The organism is Acinetobacter sp. H1(2024) (assembly GCF_046557555.1).
Classification (GTDB): domain Bacteria; phylum Pseudomonadota; class Gammaproteobacteria; order Pseudomonadales; family Moraxellaceae; genus Acinetobacter; species Acinetobacter seifertii.
Map to the genome: position 1 here is coordinate 36935 of NZ_JBKGFO010000001.1, position 25565 is coordinate 62499.

Below are 25565 nucleotides of genomic sequence, written 5' to 3' on the forward strand. Positions count from 1 at the left end.
AAACTTATAAGTCATAAACTCACCGAAGGGGAAGATCGAAATGCTAAAAGGTAGTGTTTAGGTCGAAACTCTCAGGTACAAATGACAGATGGGCTGTACTGATGAAATGTTTTTGCATTTCAGAGGAGTCTGTTATGCCACATGTTATTGTGATTGGTGCAGGAATCACAGGGGTTACTTCAGCCTATGAATTATCTCAATTAGGTTACCAAGTCACAGTGATTGATCGCCATCTTTATCCAGCTATGGAAACATCATTTGCAAATGGAGGGCAATTATCTGCTTGTAATGCAGAAGTCTGGAACCAGAAAGCGACCGTTATAAAAGGTTTTAAATGGATGAGGCAAAAAGATGCTCCTCTATTACTTAACCCTTCTTTTAGTTTGCACAAATATAGCTGGTTAGTTGAGTTTCTATCTCATATTAAAAACTATGAGGCTAATACCATAGAAACTGTTCGCTTAGCATTGCTCGCGCGTAAGCGCTTGTTTGAAGTCGCTGAAAAAGAGCAGCTTCAATTTGATTTGGAGAAACGCGGTATTCTTCATATGTATCACAGTAAGGCTGATTATGATGTTGCTAAACAGGTGAATGACGTCTTAAACAAAGGTACTTTGGAGCGCTATTCAGTTTCACCAGAGGAAATGAAGACAATCGAGCCATCTTTAACTGGTGATTACTTTGGGGGGTATTACACTCCAAGTGATGCAACTGGAGACATTCATAAGTATTCAACTTCTTTAGCTGAAAAGACTAAACAATATGGTGTTCAGTATAAATTTGGGCTTGAAGTGACTGATATTAAGTGTCACACAGATAAAGTAGTGTTGAATTGTCAGCCAAGTGCTGAACATCCTCATCTTTCTCAATCAGATAGCTTTCAATTGGAAGGTGATGTTCTGGTTGTTTGTGGTGGTGTCGGAAGTTATCAGTTGGCTGATATGGTCGGTGAGCGTGTAAATGTTTATCCAGTTAAAGGCTATTCAATTACTGTCCAATTGAAAGATGAGAAAAGTATTAAAAATGCGCCATGGGTGAGTTTGCTTGATGAAAGCGCCAAAATTGTAACGTCTCGTTTAGGCCAAGATCGTTTACGTATTGCAGGTACAGCTGAGTTTAACGGCTATAATCGAGACATTCGAGCGGATCGTATTCAACCTTTAGTGAATTGGGTGAATCGTAATTTTGACATTTCAACTGAGCATGTTGTGCCGTGGGCAGGTTTAAGACCAATGATGCCAAATATGTTACCAGTCGTAAAACAGTCTAAACAGCCACGAGTTTTTTATAATACCGGACATGGCCATTTAGGTTGGACTTTATCAGCAGCGACTGCTGTATTGGTGAGTCAAGATATTCTGCAGAAATATCCAGCTTAAAAAAGAAAAGCCAGTGTAGATTCACTGGCTTTTTTGTTTTATATCAACTAATCATATAGTCTATAAACACCAGTAAATCGTTCACAGCCTTTTTGTTGGGTTTTCACTACAAGTAAGGCCTTTTGGAAATCGAACTTATATTTGCAGTTATGTTCGTTGTCTAAAATTTCACTTTTTTGTTCAGGAGAGCTATAAGCCATTAGTGAAATAGTTTGCGTATCTTTTCGGTTATTCGGATTACGGTAAGCTAATCCTTCGATTTTGATTTTATCTTTAGCAAGTTGATGAATTTGTAAATGAACAGATTGAGCTGCAATATGCCCATTTTCAAATTTAAGATAATGCTGCGTTAGGGTTTGCTTAAGTGATGCATAAAAGTTTAAATCATCCCCACGTATATCAAACTGTTGTTGAAAACATGAAGTGTTTTTGCATTGTTGAGTATGTTTAAACCACAAAGTCTGTGTATCTTGTAGAAGTTTTAAGGGGGCATCTGTAACTAAGTATGCAGAAAGATATTGATTGTTAAGTTGCTTACGCGCTTCACTAAAGGTTTTTGAGCAGATTTTGAGCTCAGATTTTGAATTTGAGCAGTCGATAGATTCCGCAAAAACAAATGGTGAGCATAAACAACTCAATGTCACGACAAAACTTAATCTTTTCAATTGATTCATATCAGTATTCGACGGCATGATCGCTTATACTTTCAGTCTACTTTGCTAAGTGTACTATAGCGAAACACAACAGCTGAATACAAGATTTCTTAAGTTTTTATAGAAGGGAAGAGTTGATATGGTTGCTCAAATTCGTATTGGACAAGGACTGGATGTACATGCCTTTGAAGAGGGTAGCTTCGTAACTTTGGCTGGCGTTCAGATCCCACATACGCATGGCTTAAAAGCACATTCTGATGGCGATGTTGTGTTACATGCGCTATGTGATGCTTTACTCGGTGCACTGGCACTTGGTGATATTGGTCAGCATTTTCCAGATACCGATCCCGAGTTTAAAGGAGCGGATAGCCGTGTACTGCTAAAACACGTTTATCAATTAATATTAGACCGTGGTTATCGTTTGAATAATGCTGATATTACTGTAGCTTGCGAACGTCCTAAATTAGCGAAACATAATTTAGAGATGCGCCAAAGCATTGCAGATGTTTTGAATGTGGATTTAAATCAAATTAGTATCAAAGCGACCACTACCGAAAAACTTGGGTTTACGGGTCGCCAAGAAGGAATTTTATCAACAGCGACGGTATTAATCTCTAATTAAACTAAATCATCAGTTTGTTGCAAAGACTGTTGAAGTTCTAAGGTAGCCTTACGGCCTTGTAGCTGTAAGGTAATGCTATGGATTAGTCCTGTCCAGGTTTCATTGGGTTCCCAAATTTCGTGCAGTAAATCTTGAGAAGTTGGCATGTCCATATTCATGTAAAATTGTCTGTATACGTACATGAGACAACTTACACGTTTGTTTTTGGCACAATGTAACCAAACGATTTCATTTTGAACCAAATGATCAATTAAATCTAAAACCAATAAGCATTGGTCAGAAGAAGGTGTTTCCCAGTCAATTGGAATATGAATGTAATTTAAACCATGCTCAAGACAAACCTGATCTTCATTTTCAATACAATTCGATGAATTTGTCAAAGCTAAATTGATAACAGTACTACAGCCGTACTCTTTAATGAGTTTGAGCTGTTCAACGGAAGGTTGTGCTGAACTAAATAAATGTTCATGAATAATTGAAAATGCAGGGATTTGAGATAGTGATTCTTCAAGGGTTGTCATAATCGCACTCTACAAGAGTAGGCTTGGCTTATTGTGTAGAATGTTATACACGATTCTAGAGTATAGTTGAAATATAGGCTGTTTATATATTCAGCAACATCGTGAAAAATTTTAAAAAATAAACAAGAAAAATAAGAGTTTTAGAGAAATAAAAAAACAGCACCTTAAAGATGCTGTTTTTCTATCGAGATTAAGCTTTTTTCAAATTTTCATTCAATAAAAATTCCATTAAAGCTTTTTGAGCATGTAGGCGGTTTTCTGCTTCATCCCATACGACTGAATTTTTATGATCAAGCATGGTTTCTGAAATTTCTTCACCACGATGTGCTGGTAAACAATGCATAAATAAACAATCTGGATGTGCAAGACTCATCAGTTTTTCATTGACTTGAAACGCTGAAAAAGCATTCTTACGTAATTTTTGTTCTTCTTCTTGTCCCATGCTTGCCCATACGTCTGTAACGATAAGGTCAGCATTTACAGCAGCATCTTCAGCATTGTCAAAAAGCTCAACACAATGACCAAACTCTGCTAAAAATTCAGGTTTAGGTTCAAAACCCTTTGGCGAAGCAATTTTTAATTTAAAACCCATTAAATGTGCAGCTTCAATATATGAATTACACATATTATTGCCATCACCAATCCAAGCTACAGTTTTACCTTCAATACTACCGCGATGCTCAATATAGGTTTGTAAATCTGCAAGTAACTGACAAGGGTGGTGGTCATCAGTTAGGCCGTTAATCACAGGAACTTTTGAGTAAGATGCAAAGCGTTCAACAATGTCGTGACCAAAAGTACGAATCATTACAATATCAAGCATGCTTGATATAACACGTGCTGAGTCTTCAATAGGCTCACCACGACCTAGTTGTGTGTCGCGAGGTGACAAAAATATGGCACTGCCACCAAATTGGTTAATACCAGCCTCAAAAGAAATACGAGTGCGTGTGCTCGATTTTTCAAAAATCATTCCCAATACTTTACCAACAAAAGGCTGATAAACCTTATTGCCTTGTTGCATTTTTTTTAGTTCACTTGCGCGTTCTAAGATGCGGTTAAGTTCTAATGTGGATAGATCACGTAAAGTCAGGAAATGTCTTAGAGCCATGTAGCTACTCCATAATAATTGTCTTTGAAATACAACAATTATCTGTTGTTGGCTGGGTGGATGTGGAGAAAAAGAAGTCTACTATACTATAAGCATTTCAAAATGCAAAAGAATTAGACTTTATGGTGGCCTTTTAAGAAAATGTCTACACAATATTCAATATAATCAAAAGCTTCTTTCTCATTAGGTAGAGCTGGCATACCCATAATCATACGCCACTCAATATCGCGTAAAATCCCAAAGTACATGAGTGAAGAATGATAAGGAGAAGGACATGTGATTTCTCCTACATTATGTGCAAACTCTAATGCTTGAGTAAGAGTATTCTGTAAGTTGTGTACCCATTTGTCATAAAGGTATTGTATGAGGACAGTATTACATTCTGTCTGTTCTATAATAAGTCGTAAAAACGCGATATGTTCCGGTTGAATGATATGAACGTAAACACGTTCGAGCGTTTGAATTAGATATTCTTTTAAAGTACTTTTTTCAGGATTAAATGGAATACACACATCTTTAAAAAACATTTCACGTTTATAGTCACAAATAGCGGTAAAAAGTCCTTCTTTGTTTCCAAAATATTTATAAATAGAGGCCTTTGAACCACCTGCATGATTTACGATATCGTCCAGAGATACAGCATCATATCCTTTTTCCAAAAACAGCTCGGTTGCGCTTAGCAATAAAGCTAAACGACGTTCGATACCGCGGCGCGTCTGAGGTTTGTCACATATAGGATGATGTGACTCAAGGACTGGATCATGCATAAAATTTAATAACAACGATTAATACTGCTTAGCTAGTATATCAAAACTATCTTTACCGATGGACATTGCTATATTCTTAGATTGTCTGCTAAACAATCATATAAGTATGAAACTGAATAAATATTTTAAAATATAAAAGCTTACACGATCTTTTGGAATTTTTTAGTGATGTAACTATATGTTCAATTTTTAATTTAACGATTAATTTCCTTATCAATAGATATAATGAAAAAGCGCCTAAAATCAATTAGCCGCTCTTGTTGTGTATTTTACAATTAAGCTTCAGATAAAGTTGCTTTATGTTCGTCCTCATCATCGTCATCAGCAGAATCCATTCCTAGTTCCTTTAACTTTCGGGTTAGGGTGTTCCGTCCCCAACCTAATAGTTCAGCTGCATGACGTTTGCGTCCACGAGTTTGTTGTAGGGCAGCATTAATTAATGTGCGTTCAAACATCGGTGTTGCAATATCCAAAATCTTCATTTCGCCATTTTTTAGCTTTTGAATTGCCCATTGATTTAATAGTTCATCCCAATGATGTAAAGAAATACGCTCAAAAGACGGGGCTGGCTGACTAGTTTCACTAGTTTTTTGAAGTGGCACTTGTTTTAGTTCAGAAGGTAAATCTTCTGGATAAACTTCACGACCAGTAATCATGACAGTTAACCAACGACAGGTATTTTCAAGCTGACGCACGTTACCTGGCCATGGCAGTTGTTGCATATAGTCTGTTGTTTCAGTACGTAAAATCTTTGGACTTACACCTAACTCTTTGCCTGCACGGGCCAAGAAGTGCTGAGCAAGCATTGGTATATCTTCACTACGATGCGCAAGCTTAGGAATGTGAATACGAATTACATTTAAACGATGATATAAGTCTTCACGGAATCGACCTTCATTCACCAATTTTTCTAAATCTTGGTGTGTCGCAGCGACAATTCGAACATCCACTTTAACCGGGATATGCCCACCCACTCGATAAAACTCACCATCTGCAAGTACGCGAAGTAAACGAGTCTGTGTTTCAAAAGGCATATCACCAATTTCATCAAGGAATAATGTTCCGCCATTGGCTTGTTCAAAACGACCTTGATGTTGAGTGTTTGCGCCCGTAAAAGCACCTTTTTCATGACCAAATAATTCCGTTTCGATTAAGTCTTTCGGAATTGCTGCCATGTTTAGCGCAATAAATGGTTTGGCACGGCGCGGTGAATGCTTGTGTAAAGCATGTGCAACAAGCTCTTTACCAGTTCCTGACTCGCCATTAATTAAAACGGTAATGTGTGATTGCGATAACCGCCCAATTGCTCGGAAAACCTCTTGCATGGCAGGAGATTCACCAATAATTTCTGTCGATTGTAGCGGAGAAGCAGTTCTTGTAGCTTCTTGCTGCTGCAATTTATTGATATGCAAAATCGCACGATTGACTAAAGCTAAAGCTTCATCAATATCAAATGGCTTTGGTAAATATTCAAACGCACCAGTTTGATAGCTTGATACAGCTGACTCTAAGTCTGAATGAGCTGTCATAATAATGACGGGTAAGTCGGGGTGTGTGTTTTTTACTTTGGATAAAAAAGTCAACCCATCGATACCAGGCATACGGATGTCAGTTAAGATGACATCGGGCGCATCATGATGTAAACGTTCGAGTGCTGTTTGAGCTTCTTCAAAATTGGTGACGTCAAATCCTTCTTCTTTAAAGGTCTTTTCAAGTACCCATCGCATGGCGCGATCGTCATCAATAACCCATATTTTATTTCGCGACACGGTCTGACTCCCAAGGTAAATATAAGCTAAACATTGTTTTTCCAGGAACTGATTGACATTCAATCATTCCGTTATGTTGATGCATAATGTTCTGTGCAATACTCAGGCCAAGCCCTGTACCTTTTGCTCGCCCTGTAACCAACGGGTAAAACACAGATTCTAAAATGCTTTCTGGAATACCCGGTCCATTGTCTTCAATATCAACTCGTACAGCAGAGCGGTTGAGCACACCATTAATAGTGACTAGACGTTGAATTCGGGTACGTAAAATTAATTCGGGTTCTTGATCTATAAAAAATGACTTATTTTCTGTAATCGCTTGAATGGCATTAACGCTAATATTGAGCATAACTTGAATTAATTGGTCTCGGTCAGCATTCACATCTGGCAAAGACAAATCATAATCACGCGTAATTTTAATTTTTTTCTTGGTTTGGTTTGCAATTAAAGACCGAACTCGTTCCAAAGGTTCATGAACATTTACGTTCTCATAACTCGGCAGTTGTCTTGAACCTAACATAGTGTCAGCTAAGTTAGTAAGACGATCTACTTCATTAATAATAACATCTGTAAATTCCGCATAACTCTCGTCATTCAAGCTCCGAGCAAGTAATTGAGTGGCCCCTCGTATCCCAGCCAGTGGATTTTTAATTTCGTGAGCAACGCCTCGAACCAACTGTCTAGCCACTTGATGTTGTTGAATTAAGTTTTCTTCTTTAGAAATTTTCAACATACGGTCAATTGGATTTAACTCAATAAGTAAAAGTGGATGATAACTTTTACCTGCATTTAATTGTGAAACCGTATAATCAACATGTAAGTCTTTAAAGTTGACATTAATCACAGCTTCACGACGTGTATAAGGTTGTCCTGTTTTTAAAGTATTGAGTAAAGCTTCATGTGTATTAAAGGTATCATCGGGCGCATGAAGTAAATTTAAAACCGGCTGCCCAGAAGCACGTAGCAAACTAATGTCGAAAAGTGCTTCGCAAGCTGAATTCAAATAAAAAATATTAAAATTACTATCGATTAATAAAATCGCAGTAGTTAAATTGTCTACCAAAAGGCGATAGTCGATAGGTGCGTGTTGATCCATTAGCGAATCGTTCCTGTCTTAAAATGGCGCAATGGCATCTTCATTGGTTATCGGTATTCACCGTTATAGAACATGAATGATGCAAAATGTACGCCAACTTTGTTTATGGATTATTTTGAGGTTTCAAGCGTAATTAAAGCGCGCTAAAATCGTTCTTAATATCTTTTGGTCAAAAATAGCAGCCTGCTTGCTAATAATAACATGTTCCAACTTGGTGCAATATTGGGTTTTGGTGCAAATATTGGTTGTATTTTGGTGCATTACACAAAGAGTGGGGTTTCCACCTATGCGTGAGACGAGAAAAGACATACAATACGCGCATTCAAGTGGAGCGCAGATTCATGAAGACCCCCAAAGTCGGTTTTGTTTCTTTAGGTTGTCCTAAGGCATTGGTAGATTCTGAACGAATTTTAACTCAGTTAAAGACTGAAGGTTATCAAGTTGCATCAGATTATGATGGTGCTGATTTAGTAGTTGTTAATACCTGTGGTTTTATTGAATCTGCGGTACAAGAGTCGCTAGATGCAATTGGCGAGGCCATGAGTGAAAATGGTCGAGTAATCGTTACAGGATGCTTAGGTAAAGACGAAGATAAAATTCGTCAAATGCATCCGAACGTTTTAAAGGTTACTGGTGCGGCAGCTTATCAAGATGTGATGGAAGCTGTACATGAATATGTACCAGCACCGCCAAAACATAATCCTTTTATTGATCTTGTTCCTGAACAAGGTATCCGTTTAACGCCTAAGCATTATGCTTATTTAAAAATATCTGAAGGCTGTAACCACCGTTGTACCTTCTGTATTATCCCGAGCATGCGTGGTGATTTAGTATCACGTCCAGTTGGTAGCGTGTTAGAAGAAGCAGCTGCGTTAAAACGCGCAGGTGTGAAAGAAATATTGGTTATTTCACAAGATACTTCAGCTTATGGTGTAGATACTAAATATAAGTTGGATTTTTGGAACGGACAGCCAGTAAAAACTAAATTCTTTGACATGTGTGAAGCACTTGGTCAGCTTGGAATTTGGGTGCGTCTACATTATGTATATCCATATCCACATGTTGATGCAGTGATTGATTTGATGGCTCAGGGTAAAATCCTGCCCTATCTGGATATTCCATTCCAACATGCGAGCCCACGCGTTCTTAAATTAATGAAGCGTCCAGCGCATAGTGAAAATACTCTAGAAAAAATTAAATTGTGGCGTGAAAAATGCCCGGATCTTGTGATCCGTTCTACTTTTGTGGTTGGTTTTCCAGGCGAAACTGAAGAAGATTTCCAGATTTTGCTAGATTGGTTAGTTGAAGCTCAACTTGATCGTGTAGGCTGCTTTACCTACTCACCAGTAGAAGGCGCTACGGCCAATGATTTACCAGATCATGTGCCAGAAGAAATTAAGCAAGAGCGTTACGAGCGCTTTATGCAAGTGCAGCAGCAAATATCTGCTGCCAAATTACAAAAACGTATCGGTCAAACGATGACTGTATTAGTCGATGGTTTGGAAGATGAATATCCTGTTGCTGTTGCACGTTCTTATGCCGATGCTCCGGAAATTGACGGTAATGTCTTCGTAGAAGATATCGATAAGAGCACGATTCAACCAGGTGATATGTTGGAAGTCGAAATTACCGATGCGGATGAATACGACTTATTTGCAAAGTTAATTAAAATTAAATCGGTCTAATCGAATCACGATTCAAAAAGCATTCAGTTTAAGAGGTCTTGGAGCAAAATCATGGCGGAAACAATAAGCCCCCGTTATTCACGAATTTTATTAAAATTATCTGGTGAGGCATTATCAGGTAATAAAGATATGGGTATTGATGCTCAAGTTTTAGATCAGATGTCACTTTCTATTGCACATTTGGTGGGCTTGGGTGTGCAAGTAGGTATCGTTGTTGGTGGGGGTAACTTATATCGTGGTAGCCAGTTACAAAAAGATGGCTTGGTTGGCCGTGTAACAGGTGACCAGATGGGTATGCTTGCAACTGTCATGAATGGTTTGGCAATGCGTGATGCATTAGTGCGTCGAAACATTAGAACTCGTCTTATGTCTGCATTACCAATTGGTACTGTTGTAGAGTCATATTCAAGTCGTGATGCAATCCGTCATTTAAGCCAGGGCGAAGTTTGTGTTTTCGTTGCGGGAACAGGTAATCCATTCTTTACAACTGATACAGCAGCTTGTCTACGTGGTATTGAAATTGAAGCAAATTTAATTTTGAAAGCAACCAAAGTAGACGGTGTTTATAATAAAGACCCTAGCAAATACGAAGATGCAGTCAAATATGATCATTTAACATTTGATCAAGTGTTAGATGAGAAGCTAGGCGTTATGGATTTAACAGCAATTTGTCTATGCCGTGACCATAATGTTCCATTGCAAGTATTTGATATGAATAAATCTGGTGCGCTTTTATCTGTTGTGATGGGTGAAAAAGAGGGTACGCGCGTTACTAAATAATGTACGTGTGCTGCAAAGCTCTTTATACTAGCGCTAAATTAAATTTGTTATATACATCCTTGAATAAATAAGTAAGGAAGATCATATGATTAACGATCTGAAAAAAGACAGCGAACAGCGTATGATGAAAACTCTTGAGTCTTTGGAACAAGGGTTTAATAAAGTTCGTACCGGCCGTGCACACCCATCAATTTTAAATGGGGTAATGGTTCCTTACTATGGTTCTGATGTGCCTTTAAACCAAGTAGCGAACGTTGGTGTCGAAGATTCTCGTACGCTTATCGTTCAACCATTTGAACGTACAATGGTTTCTGCAATTGATAAGGCAATTCGTGAAAGTGATTTAGGTTTAAACCCTATTACTGCCGATTCAATTCGTGTGCCTTTACCAGCTTTAACTGAAGAAACACGCCGTGATATGCAAAAAGTTGCACGCAGTGAAGCTGAAAATGCAAAAGTTGCTATTCGTAACATTCGTCGTGATGTTTTAGGTGATATCAAGGCACTCTTGAAAGAGAAAGAAATCTCTGAAGATGATGAACGTCGTGCAGGTGATGATATTCAGAAAATTACTGATAAATATGTTGCAGAAGTAGATAAGCGTCTTGCAGCGAAAGAAGCAGAATTGATGAAGGTCTAATTTTATGACCGAATCAGAAGAGTATCATCTTCCTCAGCATGTTGCCATCATCATGGATGGCAACAACCGCTTTGCCAAGAAAAATCAAATGCAAAAAGGCGATGGGCATCGAGAAGGTAAAAATATTCTTGATCCTATTGTTGAGCATTGTATAAAAACTAGCGTCCGTGCTTTAACTGTTTTTGCATTTTCGAGTGAAAATTGGAATCGACCACAATATGAAGTCGATCTGCTTATGAAGCTTCTTGAAGAAACAATTCATGAGCAAATACCTCGCATGAAAAAATTCAATATTGCTTTGCGTTTTATAGGGGATCGTTCTCGATTACCTTTACATTTAGTTGCCTTAATGGAAGATGCAGAGCAACAAACAGTACATCATGACACCATGACATTAACTATTGCGATTAGCTATGGTGGTATGTGGGATATTGCAAATGCAGCTAAAGATGTTGCACAAGCAGTTTCTCGTGGTGAAATTGACGCTGATCAAATAAATGTTGATTTGTTCGGAAAATATGTCAGTCTAAACGATCTGCCAGCTGTGGACTTGTTGATCCGTACAGGTGGAGATTTCCGTATATCTAACTTCTTGTTGTGGCAAGCAGCTTATGCGGAACTGTATTTTACGGATACATTATGGCCGGAATTTACAGTCGAGGAATTCGATCATGCACTGAATGTGTTTTCAGGGCGTGAACGTCGTTTCGGTAAAACATCTGAACAAATTCAGCAAGAGAAAATCGAGAAATTATAATGTTAGAGCGGATTGTTACCGCATTGGTACTTGTTGCAGTTGTTTTGGGCTGTATGTTTGCTACGCAATCACATTATCCAATGTTGGTACTTATGATTGTGGCGGCAGCGGTTGCGGGGTATGAATGGTATAAGTTAATGCCTCATGAAGCTGGTGCGGTAGTAAAGCCTAAAGCATGGGGTTATGGTCTACTTGTTGCCTTTGTTTCTGGTGTTGCCTTATTCTTTCATGACATTGCATTGTTGCTATGGTCTGCTTCAATTTTAACTTGGCTCGTTAGTGTATATTGGGTTAAGTCTTTTCCTGAATTTGATGGTTGGTATAACGCGACTCTCTATATTATTGGTTTAATTCTTATCTGTGCAGCAGTGACCGCAATCTTTGTAGTATGGCAAAGCTCACCATGGTGGTTGATGTATTTGTTCTTGCTTGTATGGGGTGCAGATAGTGGAGCTTACTTTGTAGGCCGCAAATTTGGTAAAAGAAAGTTGGCACCCACAGTAAGTCCAAATAAATCGGTAGAAGGATTGTATGGTGGTATTTTAACTACAGTGGTTGTCATGCTTGTAGTGCAATATCAATATTTAAACCTAACTTGGGTTCAACAACTTTTATTCCTGATCTTATCTTTAATTACAGTATTTGGTTCAGTATTAGGTGATTTATTTGAATCAATGATCAAACGTCGTGCTGGTATTAAAGACTCTGGCCGTGTGTTGCCTGGTCATGGTGGTGTGTTGGATCGTATTGATTCTTTACTCGCAGCAGCCCCGATTTTTGCAACGGGAATGTATATATTAAAGCTTATTGGTGTAGATTTATAGATGACACAATCTGTTTGCATATTGGGTGTAACTGGTTCTATTGGACAAAGTACCTTAAAAATTTTAAGTCAGCATCCAGATAAGTATTCAGTCTTTGCAGTTTCGGCATATAGTCGAATTTCTGAACTTGTTGAAATCTGCAAACAGTTTCGTCCTAAAGTTGTTGTTGTGCCTGAACTGAAGATAGCTGAATTAAAAACATTATTTGCGCAACAAAACATACAAGATATTGATATTTTAGTTGGGCAAGATGGTCTGATTGATATTGCATCACATGCTGACGCTGATATTGTAATGGCTGCAATTGTAGGTGCTGCAGGTCTTTTACCTACTTTGGCAGCTGTTAAAGCAGGTAAACGAGTATTGCTTGCAAATAAAGAAGCATTGGTGATGTCTGGTGAAATCATGATGCAAGCTGCTCTTGATCATCAAGCATTGTTATTGCCAGTGGATTCAGAACATAATGCTATTTTCCAGTCATTACCTCATAATTATTTAGAAGTTGAGAGAACTGGGCAACCACAATTAGGTGTATCCAAAATACTACTGACGGCATCTGGTGGTCCCTTTTTAAATCATTCCCTAGAACAATTGGAACATGTAACACCACAACAAGCATGTAAACATCCAAACTGGTCTATGGGCCAAAAAATCTCAGTTGACTCAGCCACTCTTATGAATAAAGGGTTAGAGTTAATCGAAGCATGTCATTTGTTTTCAATATCTGAACATTTTGTTACAGTTGTTGTTCACCCACAAAGTATTATTCACTCTATGGTGCAGTATGTTGATGGTTCAACATTAGCACAAATGGGTAATCCTGATATGTGTACGCCAATAGCACATGCATTAGCATGGCCTGAGCGTTTACAAACAAGTGTTCCTGCTTTAGATTTATTTGAGTATTCTCAACTTAATTTTCAAGCTCCGGATACCCAAAAATTTCCTGCACTAAATCTTGCAAGACAAGCAATGCGTGCAGGAGGTTTGGCGCCTACCATTTTGAATGCAGCGAATGAAATTGCTGTTGAAGCATTCTTAAAGGAAAGGATTGGATTTACACATATTCCGCAAGTGGTAGAGCATACTTTGCAAGATTTAGAGAATGCAGCCGCTGAGAGCATTGAGTGCATTTTAGACAAAGATGAAATGGCTCGCTCAGTAGCTCAACAATATATATCAAGTATTGGAGGCTGAAATGAATGCTCTTTTTATGATTGCAGCAGCGGCTCTTTTACTTGGTCCGTTAATTGCAATTCATGAGTTTGGTCATTACTGGGTTGCACGTAAACTTGGTGTTAAAGTTTTAGTTTATTCAATTGGATTTGGTCCAACTTTACTCAAATGGACCTCTAAAAAGTCTGGTATTAAATATCAGCTTTCTGCTTTACCTTTAGGTGGCTACGTTAAAATGTTAGACGAGCGAGAAGGTAATGTGGCAGAACAAGATTTACCATATGCTTTTAACCGTCAAAAACCATGGAAACGTATTGCTATTGTTGCGGCAGGGCCATTAATTAACCTAATTTTTGCCATATTGCTTTTTTGGGTTTTATTTTTGCCGGCGCAACAACAATTAAATACTAAAATCGGTAAAATTATACCAAACTCGCCAGCTGCAGCTGCTCAGTTACATGTAGGTGATAAAATTATTGCTGTTGATGGCAAAGAAACAGCAACTTGGGAAAAGTTAAATTTTGCTTTGATCGATCGGGTAGGTGAAACCGGTACTGTAAATATCGATGTAAATCGTGCAGGCACCGAGAAAAATTTTGTATTACCGATAAAAGATTTTTTAAAAAACCAAAATGAATCTGCACTCGATGTATTAGGCTTCTTACCTTATCGACCTGTAATTCCTGCTGTTGTAACAGATTTAACAGCAGATGGTGCTGCAATTCGTCAAGGAATGAAAGTGGGTGATCGTATTGTTGCGATTGACGGTCAGCCTATGAAAGATTGGTTTGATGTTGTTGAGGTTGTTCAGCGCTCTCCAGAAAAGTTACTTAATATAGATGTGTTGCGTCATCAACAGTTGGTTCATTTGCAAGTGATGCCACAAGGAAAACGCGATAACATGGGACAAGTAAATGGTGTTCTTGGTGTAAAAAGTGACGCTGGAAAAATTACAATTCCTGACGAATATAAGCAAACAATCCAATATACTCCAATACAAGCTTTTGAAATGGCTCTTGATAAAACTGGCCAGATCTCTAGCATGATTTTGAACTCAATAGTGAAAATGGTAAAAGGACTTATTGGATTAGAAAATCTTTCTGGACCTATCACTATTGCAAAAGTAGCTGGGCAAAGTGCGGAAATGGGATGGCAAACTTTTATCTCTTTCATGGCATTGATGAGTGTAAGTCTTGGAATTTTAAATTTATTACCAATTCCAATGTTAGATGGTGGTCATCTAGTGTATTACATCATTGAAGCTATTCGAGGAAAGCCTGTTTCTGAACAAATACAAATGTTTGGTCTGAAAATTGGTATGGTACTGCTCGGTAGTATGATGCTTTTAGCTTTATTTAATGATTTTATGCGTTTGTAAACGTGTATGGATTTATAACTTACTGGAAAAAACTGGCATGCGGCACACACATTTTTTAATGCCTTTGGCACTTGTTAGCGCTATGGCAGCGGTACAACAAGCATATGCAGCTGATGATTTCGTTGTTAGAGATATTCGTGTAAACGGTTTAGTCCGTCTTACTCCTGCAAATGTTTATACCATGTTGCCAATCAACAGTGGCGATCGCGTTAATGAGCCGATGATCGCCGAAGCAATTCGAACATTGTATGCCACGGGTCTTTTTGATGATATTAAAGCGTCAAAAGATAACGATACTTTGGTTTTTAATGTTATTGAACGCCCTATTATTTCAAAACTTGAATTTAAGGGTAATAAACTTATTCCTAAAGAGGCGTTAGAACAAGGCCTTAAAAAAATGGGTGTTGCAGAGGGTGAGGTTTTTAAGAAATCTGCTTTGCAAACCATTCAAACAGAATTAGAGCAGCAATACACTCAACAAGGTCGTTACGATGCTAGTGTTACTGTCGATACCGTTGCGCGACCAAATAACCGCGTTGAATTAAAAATTAATTTCAACGAAGGAACGGCAGCAAAAGTTTTTGATATCAATGTAATTGGTAATACTGTTTTTAAAGACAGTGAAATCAAGCAAGCATTTGCTCTTAAAGAAAGCGGCTGGGCTTCAATCGTTACACGCAATGACCGCTATGCGCGTGAAAAAATGGCTGCAAGCCTTGAAGCATTACGTGCTATGTACCTTAACAAGGGGTATATTAATTTCAATATTAATAACTCTCAGCTTAATATTAGTGAAGATAAAAAACATATCTTTATTGAAGTTGCAGTTGAGGAAGGTAATCAGTTTAAATTTGGCCAAACTAAATTTTTGGGTGATGCACTGTATAAGCCTGAAGAATTACAAGCCTTAAAAATTTATAAAGATGGCGATACTTATTCTCAAGAAAAGGTAAATGCTGTTAAGCAATTACTTTTACGTAAGTATGGTAATGCAGGTTATTACTTTGCTGATGTAAATATTGTTCCCCAAATTAATAATGAAACTGGTGTTGTTGACCTAAATTATTATGTTAATCCAGGTCAGCAAGTTACCGTACGTCGTATTAATTTCACTGGTAATAGTAAAACTTCTGATGAGGTATTACGTCGTGAAATGCGTCAGATGGAAGGCGCTTTGGCAAGTAATGAAAAAATTGACTTGTCTAAAGTTCGATTGGAGCGTACAGGTTTCTTTAAAACTGTTGATATTAAACCTGCCCGAATTCCAAACTCACCTGATCAAGTCGATTTGAATGTAAATGTTGAAGAACAACATTCAGGTACCACAACATTGGCGGTAGGTTATTCGCAAAATGGTGGTATCACGTTCCAAGCAGGACTTAGTCAAACTAACTTCATGGGTACTGGTAACCGAGTTGCAATTGATTTGTCTCGTTCAGAAACTCAAGATTATTATAATTTAAGTGTCACTGACCCATACTTCACCATTGATGGAGTAAGCCGTGGTTATAACGTTTATTATCGTAAAACTAAGCTAAATGATAACTATAACGTTAATAACTATGTAACCGATAGTGTGGGTGGTAGTTTAAGTTTTGGTTATCCTATTGATGAAAACCAAAGTTTAAGTGCTTCGGTTGGTGTTGATAATACTAAAGTCACCACTGGTCCTTACGTCTCTACCTATGTACGTGATTATTTATTAGCAAATGGTGGTAAAGCAACTGGTAAGACGACTTGGTGTCCAAGTGGTAAGACAGAGACAGATCCTAAAACAAATGAATCAATAGCTGATACATGTCAAGGTGGATTTGAAGACTACAATAGTGCTTTTGATGGTGAATTCTTTACTTATAATTTAAACTTAGGTTGGTCATATAACACGTTAAATAGACCGATTTTCCCAACATCTGGTATGTCTCACCGTTTAGGCCTTGAAATAGGCTTACCAGGAAGTGATGTTGACTACCAAAAACTTACTTATGATACGCAAGCATTCTTACCGATTGGTAATTCAGGCTTTGTACTTCGTGGTTATGGTAAGCTTGGTTATGGTAACGATTTACCATTCTATAAAAACTTCTACGCGGGCGGTTATGGTTCTGTTCGAGGCTATGACAACAGTACTTTGGGGCCTAAATATGCTAGTGTAAATTTACAAGAAACAAAACAAAATGATCCTTCACCTGAAAATGTGGGTGGTAATGCTCTAGTTCAATTTGGTACTGAGTTAGCATTACCTATGCCATTTAAAGGAGATTGGACTCGTCAGGTACGTCCTGTGTTATTTGCAGAAGGCGGTCAGGTCTTCGATACTAAGTGTAATATTGATAACACTGTTTATGGCAAGAAGGGCATGATGATAAATGGTCAGTCAATTTCAGATGTTAAGAAATATTGTGAAGATAACTATGGCTTCGATTTAGGTAATCTACGTTATAGCGTGGGTGTGGGTGTAACTTGGATTACTATGATTGGGCCACTGTCACTTAGCTATGCATTCCCGTTAAACGATAAGCCGGGTGATGAAACTAAAGAAATCCAGTTTGAAATTGGTCGTACTTTCTAAGTACGACTTCATTGAACAACGAAATAAGGAAAGTGATTTATATGAAAAAATTAAATGCATTAATGTTAGGATTGGGTTTAACGGTAGCTTCAGTGGCAGCTAATGCAGCTGGTTATGGCGTAATTGATCTAGCTAAAGTTGTTGAGAGTAGTACTTATTTGAAACAGCAAAATGCAAGCTTAAACCAGTCGGTAAAACCAACGACAACTAAGCTAGAACAACTTGGTAAAGAGTTAGAAGGACTTCAACGTCAGGCGCAAACTCAAGGCCAAAAAATGAAAGAAGATGATATTAAGAAATTGCAATCTCAGTATCAATCGAAATTAAATGAATTTAATTCTACACAGCAAGGCTTACAATCTAGAGTTCAAACTAGCTTACAAAGTATGAATACAACGTTTGAAACAAGAGTTAAGCAAGCTGCCGAACAGTTACGAAAAGAAAATAATCTTGACTTTGTTTTGAATAAAAATTCAACTGTTGCCTATGACCCTAAGTATGATTTAACTGATAAAATGATTCAAAAGGTTAATTCAATGAAATAAATTAATGAAAGTGCAACAATATCGTTTAGATGAATTAGCTCATCTGGTTCAAGGTGAGCTAATTGGTGAAGGTAGTCTTCAACTTTCGAACTTGGCAAGTTTAGAAAAAGCTAATTCAAACCATATTACTTTTATAAATGGTGAGAAATATCTTGAGCAAGCCAAAATGAGTAATGCTGGTGCCTTTATTGTTACAGCTACTTTAAAAGAACTTCTTCCAGAAAAACATAATTTTATTATTGTTGAAAATCCTTACCTTGCATTTGCAATTTTGACTCATGTGTTTGATAAAAAGGTTTCCATAACGGGGATAGAAAGCACTGCTCAAATTCACCCTTCTGCTATTATTTCGGAAACGGCATACATTGGTCACTATGTGGTTATTGGTGAAAATTGTGTGGTAGGTGATAATACGATCATTCAGTCACATACTAAACTTGATGATTATGTAGAAGTTGGAAAAGATTGTTTTATCGATTCTCATGTCACCATTACGGGTAGCTCTAAATTACAAGATCGTGTGCGTGTACACTCGAGTACTGTGATTGGAGGTGAGGGCTTTGGCTTTGCGCCATATCAAGGTAAGTGGCATCGTATTGCTCAGCTAGGTTCGGTCTTAATTGGAAATGATGTTCGAATAGGATCAAATTGTAGTATTGATAGGGGTGCACTTGATAATACAATTTTGGAAGATGGAGTAATTATTGATAACCTTGTGCAAATTGCACATAACGTTCATATTGGTTCAAATACTGCTATTGCAGCCAAGTGCGGTATTGCTGGAAGTACAAAGATTGGCAAAAACTGTATTCTAGGTGGAGCATGTGGAGTATCAGGTCACCTTTCAATTACCGATAATGTGACTTTTACTGCAATGTCAATGGTCACAAAAAATATTTCTGTTGCAGGAACTTATTCATCGGGAATTGGATTATTTGAAAATAGTCATTGGAAAAAGACTGTTGTACGCTTGCGACAATTAGCAGATGTGCCATTGACCCAAATCACTAAACGACTTGATCATATACAAGCTCAAATAGAGTCTCTTGAATCAACTTTTAATTTGCGTAAATAGAATATTATGACCGAGTCAACTACCCCTAAATTTGCCATCCCTGAATTACCAATGCAGATTCAAACGATTCGTCAATATTTGCCGCATCGTTATCCATTCTTGTTGGTTGATCGTGTGACTGAAGTTACTGACAATAGTATTGTTGGTTATAAAAATGTTTCTATCAATGAAGAGTTCTTACAAGGACATTTTCCAGAATATCCAATTATGCCTGGTGTTCTAATTGTTGAAGCACTTGCTCAAGTTTCAGGTGTTCTTGGTTTTATTATGAACAATGAAACGCCAAAACCAGGTTCTTTGTTCCTGTTTGCTGGTGCTGAAAGAGTTAGATTTAAAAAACAAGTAGTTGCAGGTGACCAACTTGTATTAAAATCTGAGTTGGTAATGCAGAAGCGCGGCATTTACAAATATAATTGTACAGCTAGCGTTGATGGCATTGTAGCAGCAACCGCTGAGATTATGATTTCACACCAAAAAACAGAGCAGGCATGAGCAATCACGATTTAATCCATTCTACCGCCATTATTGATCCATCTGCAGTAATTGCTGCAGATGTTCAAATAGGACCTTATTGTGTTATTGGTCCTCAAGTGACTATTGGTGCTGGTACTAAATTACATTCTCATGTGGTAGTAGGTGGTTTTACCAGAATAGGCCAAAATAATGAAATCTTTCAATTTGCAAGTGTTGGTGAAGTTTGCCAAGACCTCAAATATAAAGGTGAAGAAACTTGGCTTGAAATTGGTAACTATAATTTAATTCGCGAACATTGCAGCTTACATAGAGGCACAGTGCAGGATAATGCATTAACCAAAATAGGTAGCCATAATCTATTGATGGTAAACACGCATATTGCACATGACTGTATCGTAGGTGACCATAATATTTTTGCTAATAATGTCGGTGTCGCTGGGCATGTACATATTGGTGATCACGTTATTGTGGGCGGTAATTCTGGAATTCATCAATTCTGCAAGATTGATTCTTACAGCATGATTGGTGGTGCTTCATTAATTCTTAAAGATGTACCTGCCTATGTGATGGCTTCTGGTAATCCTGCTCATGCTTTTGGTATAAATACTGAAGGTATGCGAAGAAAAGGTTGGTCTAAAAATACAATTCAGGGTTTAAGAGAAGCTTATAAATTGATATTTAAGTCTGGACTGACTTCTGTTCAAGCTGTTGAACAAATTAAAAGTGAAATTTTGCCTTCTGTTCCAGAAGCTCAATTATTAATTGATTCTATTGAGCAATCAGAGCGTGGAATTGTACGCTAATTAATAAGACATAAAAAAAGACACTGTTTAACAGTGTCTTTTTTTATGTCTAAATTATTTTTTAAAGAATTTAACTTCTTCAGATTTAGGATATTGCGTAAGTAATTTGTTCTTATATTGGTTTGCTGATGCAGTATTCTTATCAACATCCTTTGCAATGCTATACAGTTGATACAATGCTCGAGGAGCTTTACTAGAGTTTGGATATTGATTCGCAACAATATTATAGTTTTTCTTCGCTTCATTGTAGTTCACAGGGTCTGTGGCTAAATGAAATTCAGCTAACCAAAAGTAAGCATTACCTGTATAAATACTATTAGGGTGGTTTTTAATAAAGTTTTGCATTGGAGCAATAGCTTTTTTTGCTCCGCCTTGTTTGTAAGCATCTAAAGCTACTGTATAAGCGGCTTTTTCTAATTCAAGTGGATTTGACTGGTTTTGAGCAGCGGTGGTTGGTTGAGCGTTTGTTACTGGTACGCTAGGTTGTTGTCCAGAGGTGGTTGGAGTAGGCGGAGTTGCAACTACTTTGTTGCCATCTGTAGGCTGAGACGGAGGTGCTGATGTATTTGTAGTGGCGCTACTATCGGCAGTCGTATTTGAGCTATCATCTTGGGTCGCACTGTCTGGGTCAACTTTTTGATGTAGTAGCTCTAAACGTTGATCTAGGTCTGTATAGCGGTTGGCTAGATCTTTCTTTAGTTGCTCAATATCATTTGCTTGTTCTTCTAATTGACCTCTTAATGTGCGGATATCATTCTCTAATTGTTGATTTTTTTGCATCAACTCCCAGTTTAAATTGGTGGGAACTGAAATATTGCTTGAAGAAGTATTAGATGCACTACCATCATTTTGACTTAAACCACGAGACTCGATAGGAATATTTGCGTATAGAGAAGTGGTACTCATTAAGGCAATAAATAATAAAGAATGCTTCTTCATTTGCATGTGTATAAATCCATAATTTTATATAAAAGCCACCTTGAACACCGGAATATAAAAATCAATTCACTAAATATCTAAGGTTTTTCATTGATCAATGCAATTAAAACAGTTAACAGTTTAAATGCAAGGATAGTTTACAATCTTCAAGCATATTTTATGCAAAATGAAAAAGGAACTTAAGCTCATAAAATTACATTTTCAAATTTTAAACGATTATTGTTGATGAATTAATCAATCGAAACAAAAACTTGCCGAAAATGGGATAGAAGGGTTGCATCTCTTTTAAAAATCTCTATACTTTGTTTTGCAATGGTAGCCCCGCTGGTGGCTTCGCAATTGTACTCTGTGAACCCCGCCAGGACCGGAAGGTAGCAACGGTAGCAGATCTATGATGTGCCGAAGTTTTGCTAGTGGGGCTGCCACCTTTCTTTTAATCCAATTTTCTTTGGATTGCTTTTAAAATTACATCTAAATCAAACCCTCTATACTGTAAGAATCTAATTTGTTTTGCTTTAAGCTTTGGATCCTTTTCAACAACTTCTCCAAATTTCTTAACTTTAAGCTGATAAGCTTGCTCTATCCAATCAATTTCGTGAATTTCATCAGCGATTAAATCGTTCTCAATCTGTTTGGTTTTTAAAGCTTGTTGAATGCGTTTTGGACCTTTACCTTTACGAATCTGACTTGCAAGCATTTGCTCTGCAACACGTTGGTCACTTTGATAGTTTTGCTCAGATAACTCTTCAACGAGTTGTTTCACTTCTTCTATATTTTGTGCATAACGGGCTAATTTCTCAATCAGTTCTGCTTTAGAGTAGTCTCGGCGAGTAAGTAAAGCAAAAGCATATGATCGTAAACGCTGGCCAGTAAGTGGGGGACGCTGTTGAGATTGCTCGTCGTTTCTTTTGAACATATAGGTTTCCTTGTAAAAAACGCCCCGAAGGGCGTTTTGTGACTCATCTATAATTAAGATTCTAATAATAGATCTGGCTCTTCTTCGTCATCTTCAACTTGTACTGCGCCATTTGTACCTGTGGTCAGCAATTGCTCTCGAATATTGCGTTCAATCTCTTCAGCGATTTGCTTATTTTCTTCAAAATAACGAATCACGTTATTCTTACCTTGGCCAATTTTATTACCTTGATATGAATACCATGCACCAGCTTTTTGAACGATATCTTGTTGAACTGCCAAATCTACAAGTTCACCAAGTTGGTTAGTGCCTTTGCCGTATAGGATTTGGAAAATAGCTTCTCTAAATGGAGGAGCCATTTTGTTTTTAACGACTTTAACTTTAGTTTCTGAACCAACGATTTCGTCGCCTTCTTTTACTTGACCGATACGACGAATATCCAAACGAACTGACGCATAGAACTTAAGAGCGTTACCACCCGTTGTAGTTTCTGGGCTACCAAACATAACACCAATTTTCATACGAATTTGGTTAATGAAGATAACCATACAGTTTGAACGTTTAGCGTTACCCGTAATTTTACGAAGCGCTTGGCTCATAAGACGAGCTTGTAGACCCATGTGAGAATCACCCATCTCACCTTCGATCTCTGCTTTAGGTGTAAGGGCAGCTACCGAGTCCACAACGATTAAATCAATTGCGCCTGAACGGACAAGCATATCGGCGATTTCAAGTGCTTGTTCACCATTATCAGGTTGTGAAACAAGTAGGTTGTCAATATCTACACCAAGTTTACGTGCATATTGAGGATCTAGGGCATGTTCGGCATCGATGAATGCACATGTACCACCAGACTTTTGACATTGGGCGATTGCTTGCAATGTCATTGTGGTTTTACCAGAAGATTCAGGACCATAAATTTCGATAATACGGCCTTTTGGTAAACCACCAATCCCCAATGCGATGTCTAAAGTTAAAGAACCTGTAGATACGGCTTCAACTGCTTGAACAGTGTTATCACCGAGACGCATAACCGTATTTTTGCCAAATTGCTTTTCAATTTGACTCAAAGCGGCTTGTAATGCTTTGCTTTTATTCTCATCCATCTCAAAAACCTCAATACTCTATGTTCATCACGTTTAACCCAAGTGGATGCATTGAATCTCAACTTGTTTCACAGGGCTAATAGTGACAGATTTTTTCTTTAGCTTCTATATCTTATATATGTGAGTGCGACATAACTCGACGTTTCTATTCATCATCATAAGACCAATGGTCTTCATAATGTTGATCGTTATCCTGTTTAAACCGATTGATTTGTCGCCGATCTTTCTTACTTGGTCTATGGTCAGGTCGAGCTAGATTATGCAATTTTCGTTGGGACGCAATCAACTCCCGTCTCGCAATACTTACTTCAGTTTCTTCATAAAGTTGCTGCGCAACTGGAGCTGGTCCTCGGGTGTTGGAAAGTGCTTTGACAACAACTGTCTTTTTTTCAAAACCTTGTTGAACAACAAGTTCCATTCCAACACGAATTTCTTTAGAAACTTTTACACGCTCATTATTGTGATGTACTTTACCACCTTCAATTGCAGCTTTAGCAATAGAACGAGTCTTAAAAAAACGTGCTGCCCATAACCATTTGTCGACACGCATTGTGTCTACAGCATCGTTTTCATGCAATTTTGACATCATTATCCTTTCTATCAGTTTGATTCAAAACAGACAGTAGCTCTGTAAGCTGATCTAGAGCTTTATACTCTAAATCTTGTGGCTGTCTTTTACTCTTAAGAGTTGAGGGCTGTAATATAGTAAACAAGTGTCTTATACCAAATTTTTCTGCAGTTTTTAAAACTTGAAGAGTATCGTCTAAAAAAATAGTGGTTTTTGGTTCAAAATAATGCAAGCGTTGTAACTCTTGCCAAAACTGAAGATCTTCCTTCGCATAACCCATTTGTTCACTAGATACAATCACATCAAAAAAATCTTGAATAGGGATGTTATCAAGTTTTAATTGTAAACTTGCGCAGTCTGCATTGGTCACTAACCAACATTGATAACCTTGTTCTTTTAGAGCATTAAGTAGCTCCATACATCCTGATCGTGTTTTAATTTTGTGTTGAAATTCTTTCTGAAGATTTAAAACATCTACTCCAGTAGTTTTCGTCCAATAATTTGAGGAGTACCATGAAAGAGTGTGCTTATTACTAAGATAAAACTGAGTCAATATTTCTTGGCTTTTTGTTAAAGAGAGTTGATGCGTCTGAGAATGCCGTACAGGTAGACATTCGTTCCAGATAAAGTCGTCAAAAGCCAAATCTAACAAAGTTCCGTCCATATCGAAAAGCACTATTTTAGCCATGTTTTAAGGACTCCAATTTGAATAGACAAGGAAGAAAGTTAGGCTAAAATTATAAGCATTAAAGCCTATAAAAACGGATTGATTTGTTATTATTTCATCATTTAGAGGTCTATCGAGGCTGATTAATAATGATTGTTAAAAGTGATAAATTCAAATGCTGCCAAGGACTTGATTGTTATTTTTTAGATGGAGAGTCTAATGAAAATTGAGTGATCGCAATTCTGATCAATTTATTCAAAATAATAAATGGAACTTTAAATGATGGGAATCTATCAATAGTACTCTTATGTCTATAAAAGTAGTAATCGCACTATTTTGATTTACATAGTGTACGTATTGACGAACATTTTATAAATTGAACTGTCCATGTTTAAAGTTATATTAAAAATTATCCGAATAATAATTTAGAGTAGGCAATGAAAATTGGATTTATTGGAGGAGCCAATGATGGCATAGTTATCAATGCCGCAAATGGCATTGATACTTATAAACTTGAATGGCATTACAAGGCTGAAAAGCACTGTCAAGAACCATCACTAGGACTAAATGGTCCTGAATATGACTATTACAATTTATTAATTTTGAGAAAAAACAAAGAGGCAAAACTTTTCTATGTTTTAACTACAATGGACAAAGAAGCTATTGCAGATAAAATTAATGAGTATTGGGAGCATTCAACTTCGGTAGGTTATGACTTTGATGAATAGCTCTGGTTTAAATTTAT

At 37.4% G+C, this 25565-nt stretch carries 26 protein-coding genes and 1 other RNA gene; 16 read left to right on the plus strand and 11 right to left on the minus strand.

The genetic code is table 11. The features are described 5' to 3' along the window. Positions 1–134 precede the first annotated feature (134 nt). On the plus strand, positions 135–1379 hold the full coding sequence (locus ACLCEG_RS00185) for a D-amino acid dehydrogenase (protein ID WP_077166175.1): 1245 nt from the start codon (positions 135–137) through the stop codon (positions 1377–1379). A 47-nt stretch (positions 1380–1426) separates the two neighbouring features. On the opposite strand, the gene ACLCEG_RS00190 is transcribed toward ACLCEG_RS00185, so the two are convergent. Further along, a complete protein-coding gene (locus ACLCEG_RS00190) occupies positions 1427–2071 on the minus strand; it encodes a hypothetical protein (RefSeq protein WP_410564912.1) in 645 nt (214 codons plus the stop codon). 100 nt (positions 2072–2171) lie between these two features. On the opposite strand from ACLCEG_RS00190, the gene ispF reads away from it, so the two are divergent. Next, complete coding sequence (gene ispF, locus ACLCEG_RS00195) at positions 2172–2654, plus strand: 2-C-methyl-D-erythritol 2,4-cyclodiphosphate synthase (protein ID WP_410564915.1); 483 nt, start codon at positions 2172–2174, stop codon at positions 2652–2654. Here ispF and ACLCEG_RS00200 read toward each other — a convergent pair. The 5 genes from ACLCEG_RS00200 to glnL form a co-directional block, all read right to left on the minus strand. Then, positions 2651–3175: a protein tyrosine phosphatase family protein gene (locus tag ACLCEG_RS00200; RefSeq protein WP_004701184.1), complete on the minus strand. Its 525-nt coding sequence runs from the start codon at positions 3173–3175 to the stop codon at positions 2651–2653. The genes ispF and ACLCEG_RS00200 overlap by 4 nt on opposite strands. A gap of 190 nt (positions 3176–3365) precedes the next feature. Then, entirely contained in the window at positions 3366–4286 is a 921-nt protein-coding gene (argF, locus tag ACLCEG_RS00205; RefSeq protein WP_004701186.1) for an ornithine carbamoyltransferase, read from the minus strand. A 113-nt stretch (positions 4287–4399) separates the two neighbouring features. Then, positions 4400–5053, minus strand: coding sequence for a TetR/AcrR family transcriptional regulator (locus ACLCEG_RS00210; RefSeq protein WP_410564917.1), 654 nt, complete (start codon positions 5051–5053; stop codon positions 4400–4402). A gap of 275 nt (positions 5054–5328) precedes the next feature. Then, positions 5329–6822, minus strand: a complete 1494-nt coding sequence (glnG, locus tag ACLCEG_RS00215; RefSeq protein ID WP_410564919.1) for a nitrogen regulation protein NR(I) — start codon at positions 6820–6822, stop codon at positions 5329–5331. Continuing rightward, the gene (gene glnL / locus ACLCEG_RS00220) at positions 6809–7918 is read right to left on the minus strand and encodes a nitrogen regulation protein NR(II) (protein ID WP_004701192.1); all 1110 of its coding nucleotides are present in this window, start codon (positions 7916–7918) and stop codon (positions 6809–6811) included. Before glnL ends, glnG begins: the two co-directional genes overlap by 14 nt. Positions 7919–8259: 341 nt before the next feature. Here glnL and rimO point away from each other — a divergent pair, with 341 nt between their 5' ends. From rimO to lpxA, 12 genes are all read left to right on the plus strand, one after another. After that, positions 8260–9603, plus strand: a complete 1344-nt coding sequence (rimO, locus tag ACLCEG_RS00225) for a 30S ribosomal protein S12 methylthiotransferase RimO (protein WP_004701193.1) — start codon at positions 8260–8262, stop codon at positions 9601–9603. Between the two features lie 51 nt (positions 9604–9654). After that, complete coding sequence (pyrH, locus tag ACLCEG_RS00230; protein ID WP_000852257.1) at positions 9655–10383, plus strand: UMP kinase; 729 nt, start codon at positions 9655–9657, stop codon at positions 10381–10383. A gap of 85 nt (positions 10384–10468) precedes the next feature. Next, positions 10469–11023, plus strand: coding sequence for a ribosome recycling factor (frr, locus tag ACLCEG_RS00235; RefSeq protein WP_004701195.1), 555 nt, complete (start codon positions 10469–10471; stop codon positions 11021–11023). Between the two features lie 4 nt (positions 11024–11027). Continuing rightward, a complete protein-coding gene (gene uppS / locus ACLCEG_RS00240) occupies positions 11028–11780 on the plus strand; it encodes a polyprenyl diphosphate synthase (protein WP_216135047.1) in 753 nt (250 codons plus the stop codon). Then, positions 11780–12604 carry a phosphatidate cytidylyltransferase gene (locus ACLCEG_RS00245; protein ID WP_410564923.1) on the plus strand — a complete coding sequence of 275 codons (825 nt, stop codon included), beginning with the start codon at positions 11780–11782 and terminating at the stop codon, positions 12602–12604. The genes uppS and ACLCEG_RS00245 overlap by 1 nt, the downstream gene beginning before the upstream one ends. Further along, entirely contained in the window at positions 12605–13801 is a 1197-nt protein-coding gene (gene ispC, locus ACLCEG_RS00250) for a 1-deoxy-D-xylulose-5-phosphate reductoisomerase (RefSeq protein ID WP_410564925.1), read from the plus strand. Between the two features lies 1 nt (position 13802). Beyond that, positions 13803–15158 carry an RIP metalloprotease RseP gene (rseP, locus tag ACLCEG_RS00255; protein ID WP_077163337.1) on the plus strand — a complete coding sequence of 452 codons (1356 nt, stop codon included), beginning with the start codon at positions 13803–13805 and terminating at the stop codon, positions 15156–15158. Between the two features lie 37 nt (positions 15159–15195). Next, a complete protein-coding gene (gene bamA, locus ACLCEG_RS00260; protein ID WP_410564929.1) occupies positions 15196–17727 on the plus strand; it encodes an outer membrane protein assembly factor BamA in 2532 nt (843 codons plus the stop codon). Positions 17728–17768: 41 nt separating this feature from the next. Then, the gene (locus tag ACLCEG_RS00265) at positions 17769–18272 is read left to right on the plus strand and encodes an OmpH family outer membrane protein (RefSeq protein ID WP_004701206.1); all 504 of its coding nucleotides are present in this window, start codon (positions 17769–17771) and stop codon (positions 18270–18272) included. Positions 18273–18276: 4 nt separating this feature from the next. Further along, on the plus strand, positions 18277–19347 hold the full coding sequence (gene lpxD / locus ACLCEG_RS00270; RefSeq protein ID WP_410564931.1) for a UDP-3-O-(3-hydroxymyristoyl)glucosamine N-acyltransferase: 1071 nt from the start codon (positions 18277–18279) through the stop codon (positions 19345–19347). Between the two features lie 6 nt (positions 19348–19353). Then, positions 19354–19839 (plus strand): 3-hydroxyacyl-ACP dehydratase FabZ, encoded by a 486-nt coding sequence (fabZ, locus tag ACLCEG_RS00275; RefSeq protein WP_000140523.1) that lies wholly within the window; start codon positions 19354–19356, stop codon positions 19837–19839. Beyond that, complete coding sequence (gene lpxA, locus ACLCEG_RS00280; RefSeq protein ID WP_019458740.1) at positions 19836–20624, plus strand: acyl-ACP--UDP-N-acetylglucosamine O-acyltransferase; 789 nt, start codon at positions 19836–19838, stop codon at positions 20622–20624. The genes fabZ and lpxA overlap by 4 nt, the downstream gene beginning before the upstream one ends. 54 nt (positions 20625–20678) lie before the next feature. On the opposite strand, the gene ACLCEG_RS00285 is transcribed toward lpxA, so the two are convergent. Beyond that, positions 20679–21569: a YbgF trimerization domain-containing protein gene (locus ACLCEG_RS00285; protein ID WP_410564934.1), complete on the minus strand. Its 891-nt coding sequence runs from the start codon at positions 21567–21569 to the stop codon at positions 20679–20681. Positions 21570–21885: 316 nt separating this feature from the next. Here ACLCEG_RS00285 and ffs point away from each other — a divergent pair. Continuing rightward, positions 21886–21982: signal recognition particle sRNA small type (gene ffs, locus ACLCEG_RS00290), an RNA gene on the plus strand. 14 nt (positions 21983–21996) lie between these two features. On the opposite strand, the gene ACLCEG_RS00295 is transcribed toward ffs, so the two are convergent. From ACLCEG_RS00295 to ACLCEG_RS00310, 4 genes are all read right to left on the minus strand, one after another. Next, complete coding sequence (locus ACLCEG_RS00295; RefSeq protein WP_068933699.1) at positions 21997–22479, minus strand: regulatory protein RecX; 483 nt, start codon at positions 22477–22479, stop codon at positions 21997–21999. A gap of 53 nt (positions 22480–22532) precedes the next feature. Then, positions 22533–23585: a recombinase RecA gene (gene recA / locus ACLCEG_RS00300; RefSeq protein WP_004701217.1), complete on the minus strand. Its 1053-nt coding sequence runs from the start codon at positions 23583–23585 to the stop codon at positions 22533–22535. Positions 23586–23730: 145 nt separating this feature from the next. Continuing rightward, positions 23731–24171 carry an RNA-binding S4 domain-containing protein gene (locus ACLCEG_RS00305; protein WP_004701218.1) on the minus strand — a complete coding sequence of 147 codons (441 nt, stop codon included), beginning with the start codon at positions 24169–24171 and terminating at the stop codon, positions 23731–23733. Continuing rightward, positions 24155–24841 carry an HAD-IA family hydrolase gene (locus tag ACLCEG_RS00310; RefSeq protein WP_004701221.1) on the minus strand — a complete coding sequence of 229 codons (687 nt, stop codon included), beginning with the start codon at positions 24839–24841 and terminating at the stop codon, positions 24155–24157. The genes ACLCEG_RS00305 and ACLCEG_RS00310 overlap by 17 nt, the downstream gene beginning before the upstream one ends. A gap of 416 nt (positions 24842–25257) precedes the next feature. Here ACLCEG_RS00310 and ACLCEG_RS00315 point away from each other — a divergent pair, with 416 nt between their 5' ends. Further along, complete coding sequence (locus tag ACLCEG_RS00315; RefSeq protein WP_004701224.1) at positions 25258–25548, plus strand: hypothetical protein; 291 nt, start codon at positions 25258–25260, stop codon at positions 25546–25548. The last annotated feature ends 17 nt before the right edge of the window (positions 25549–25565 follow it).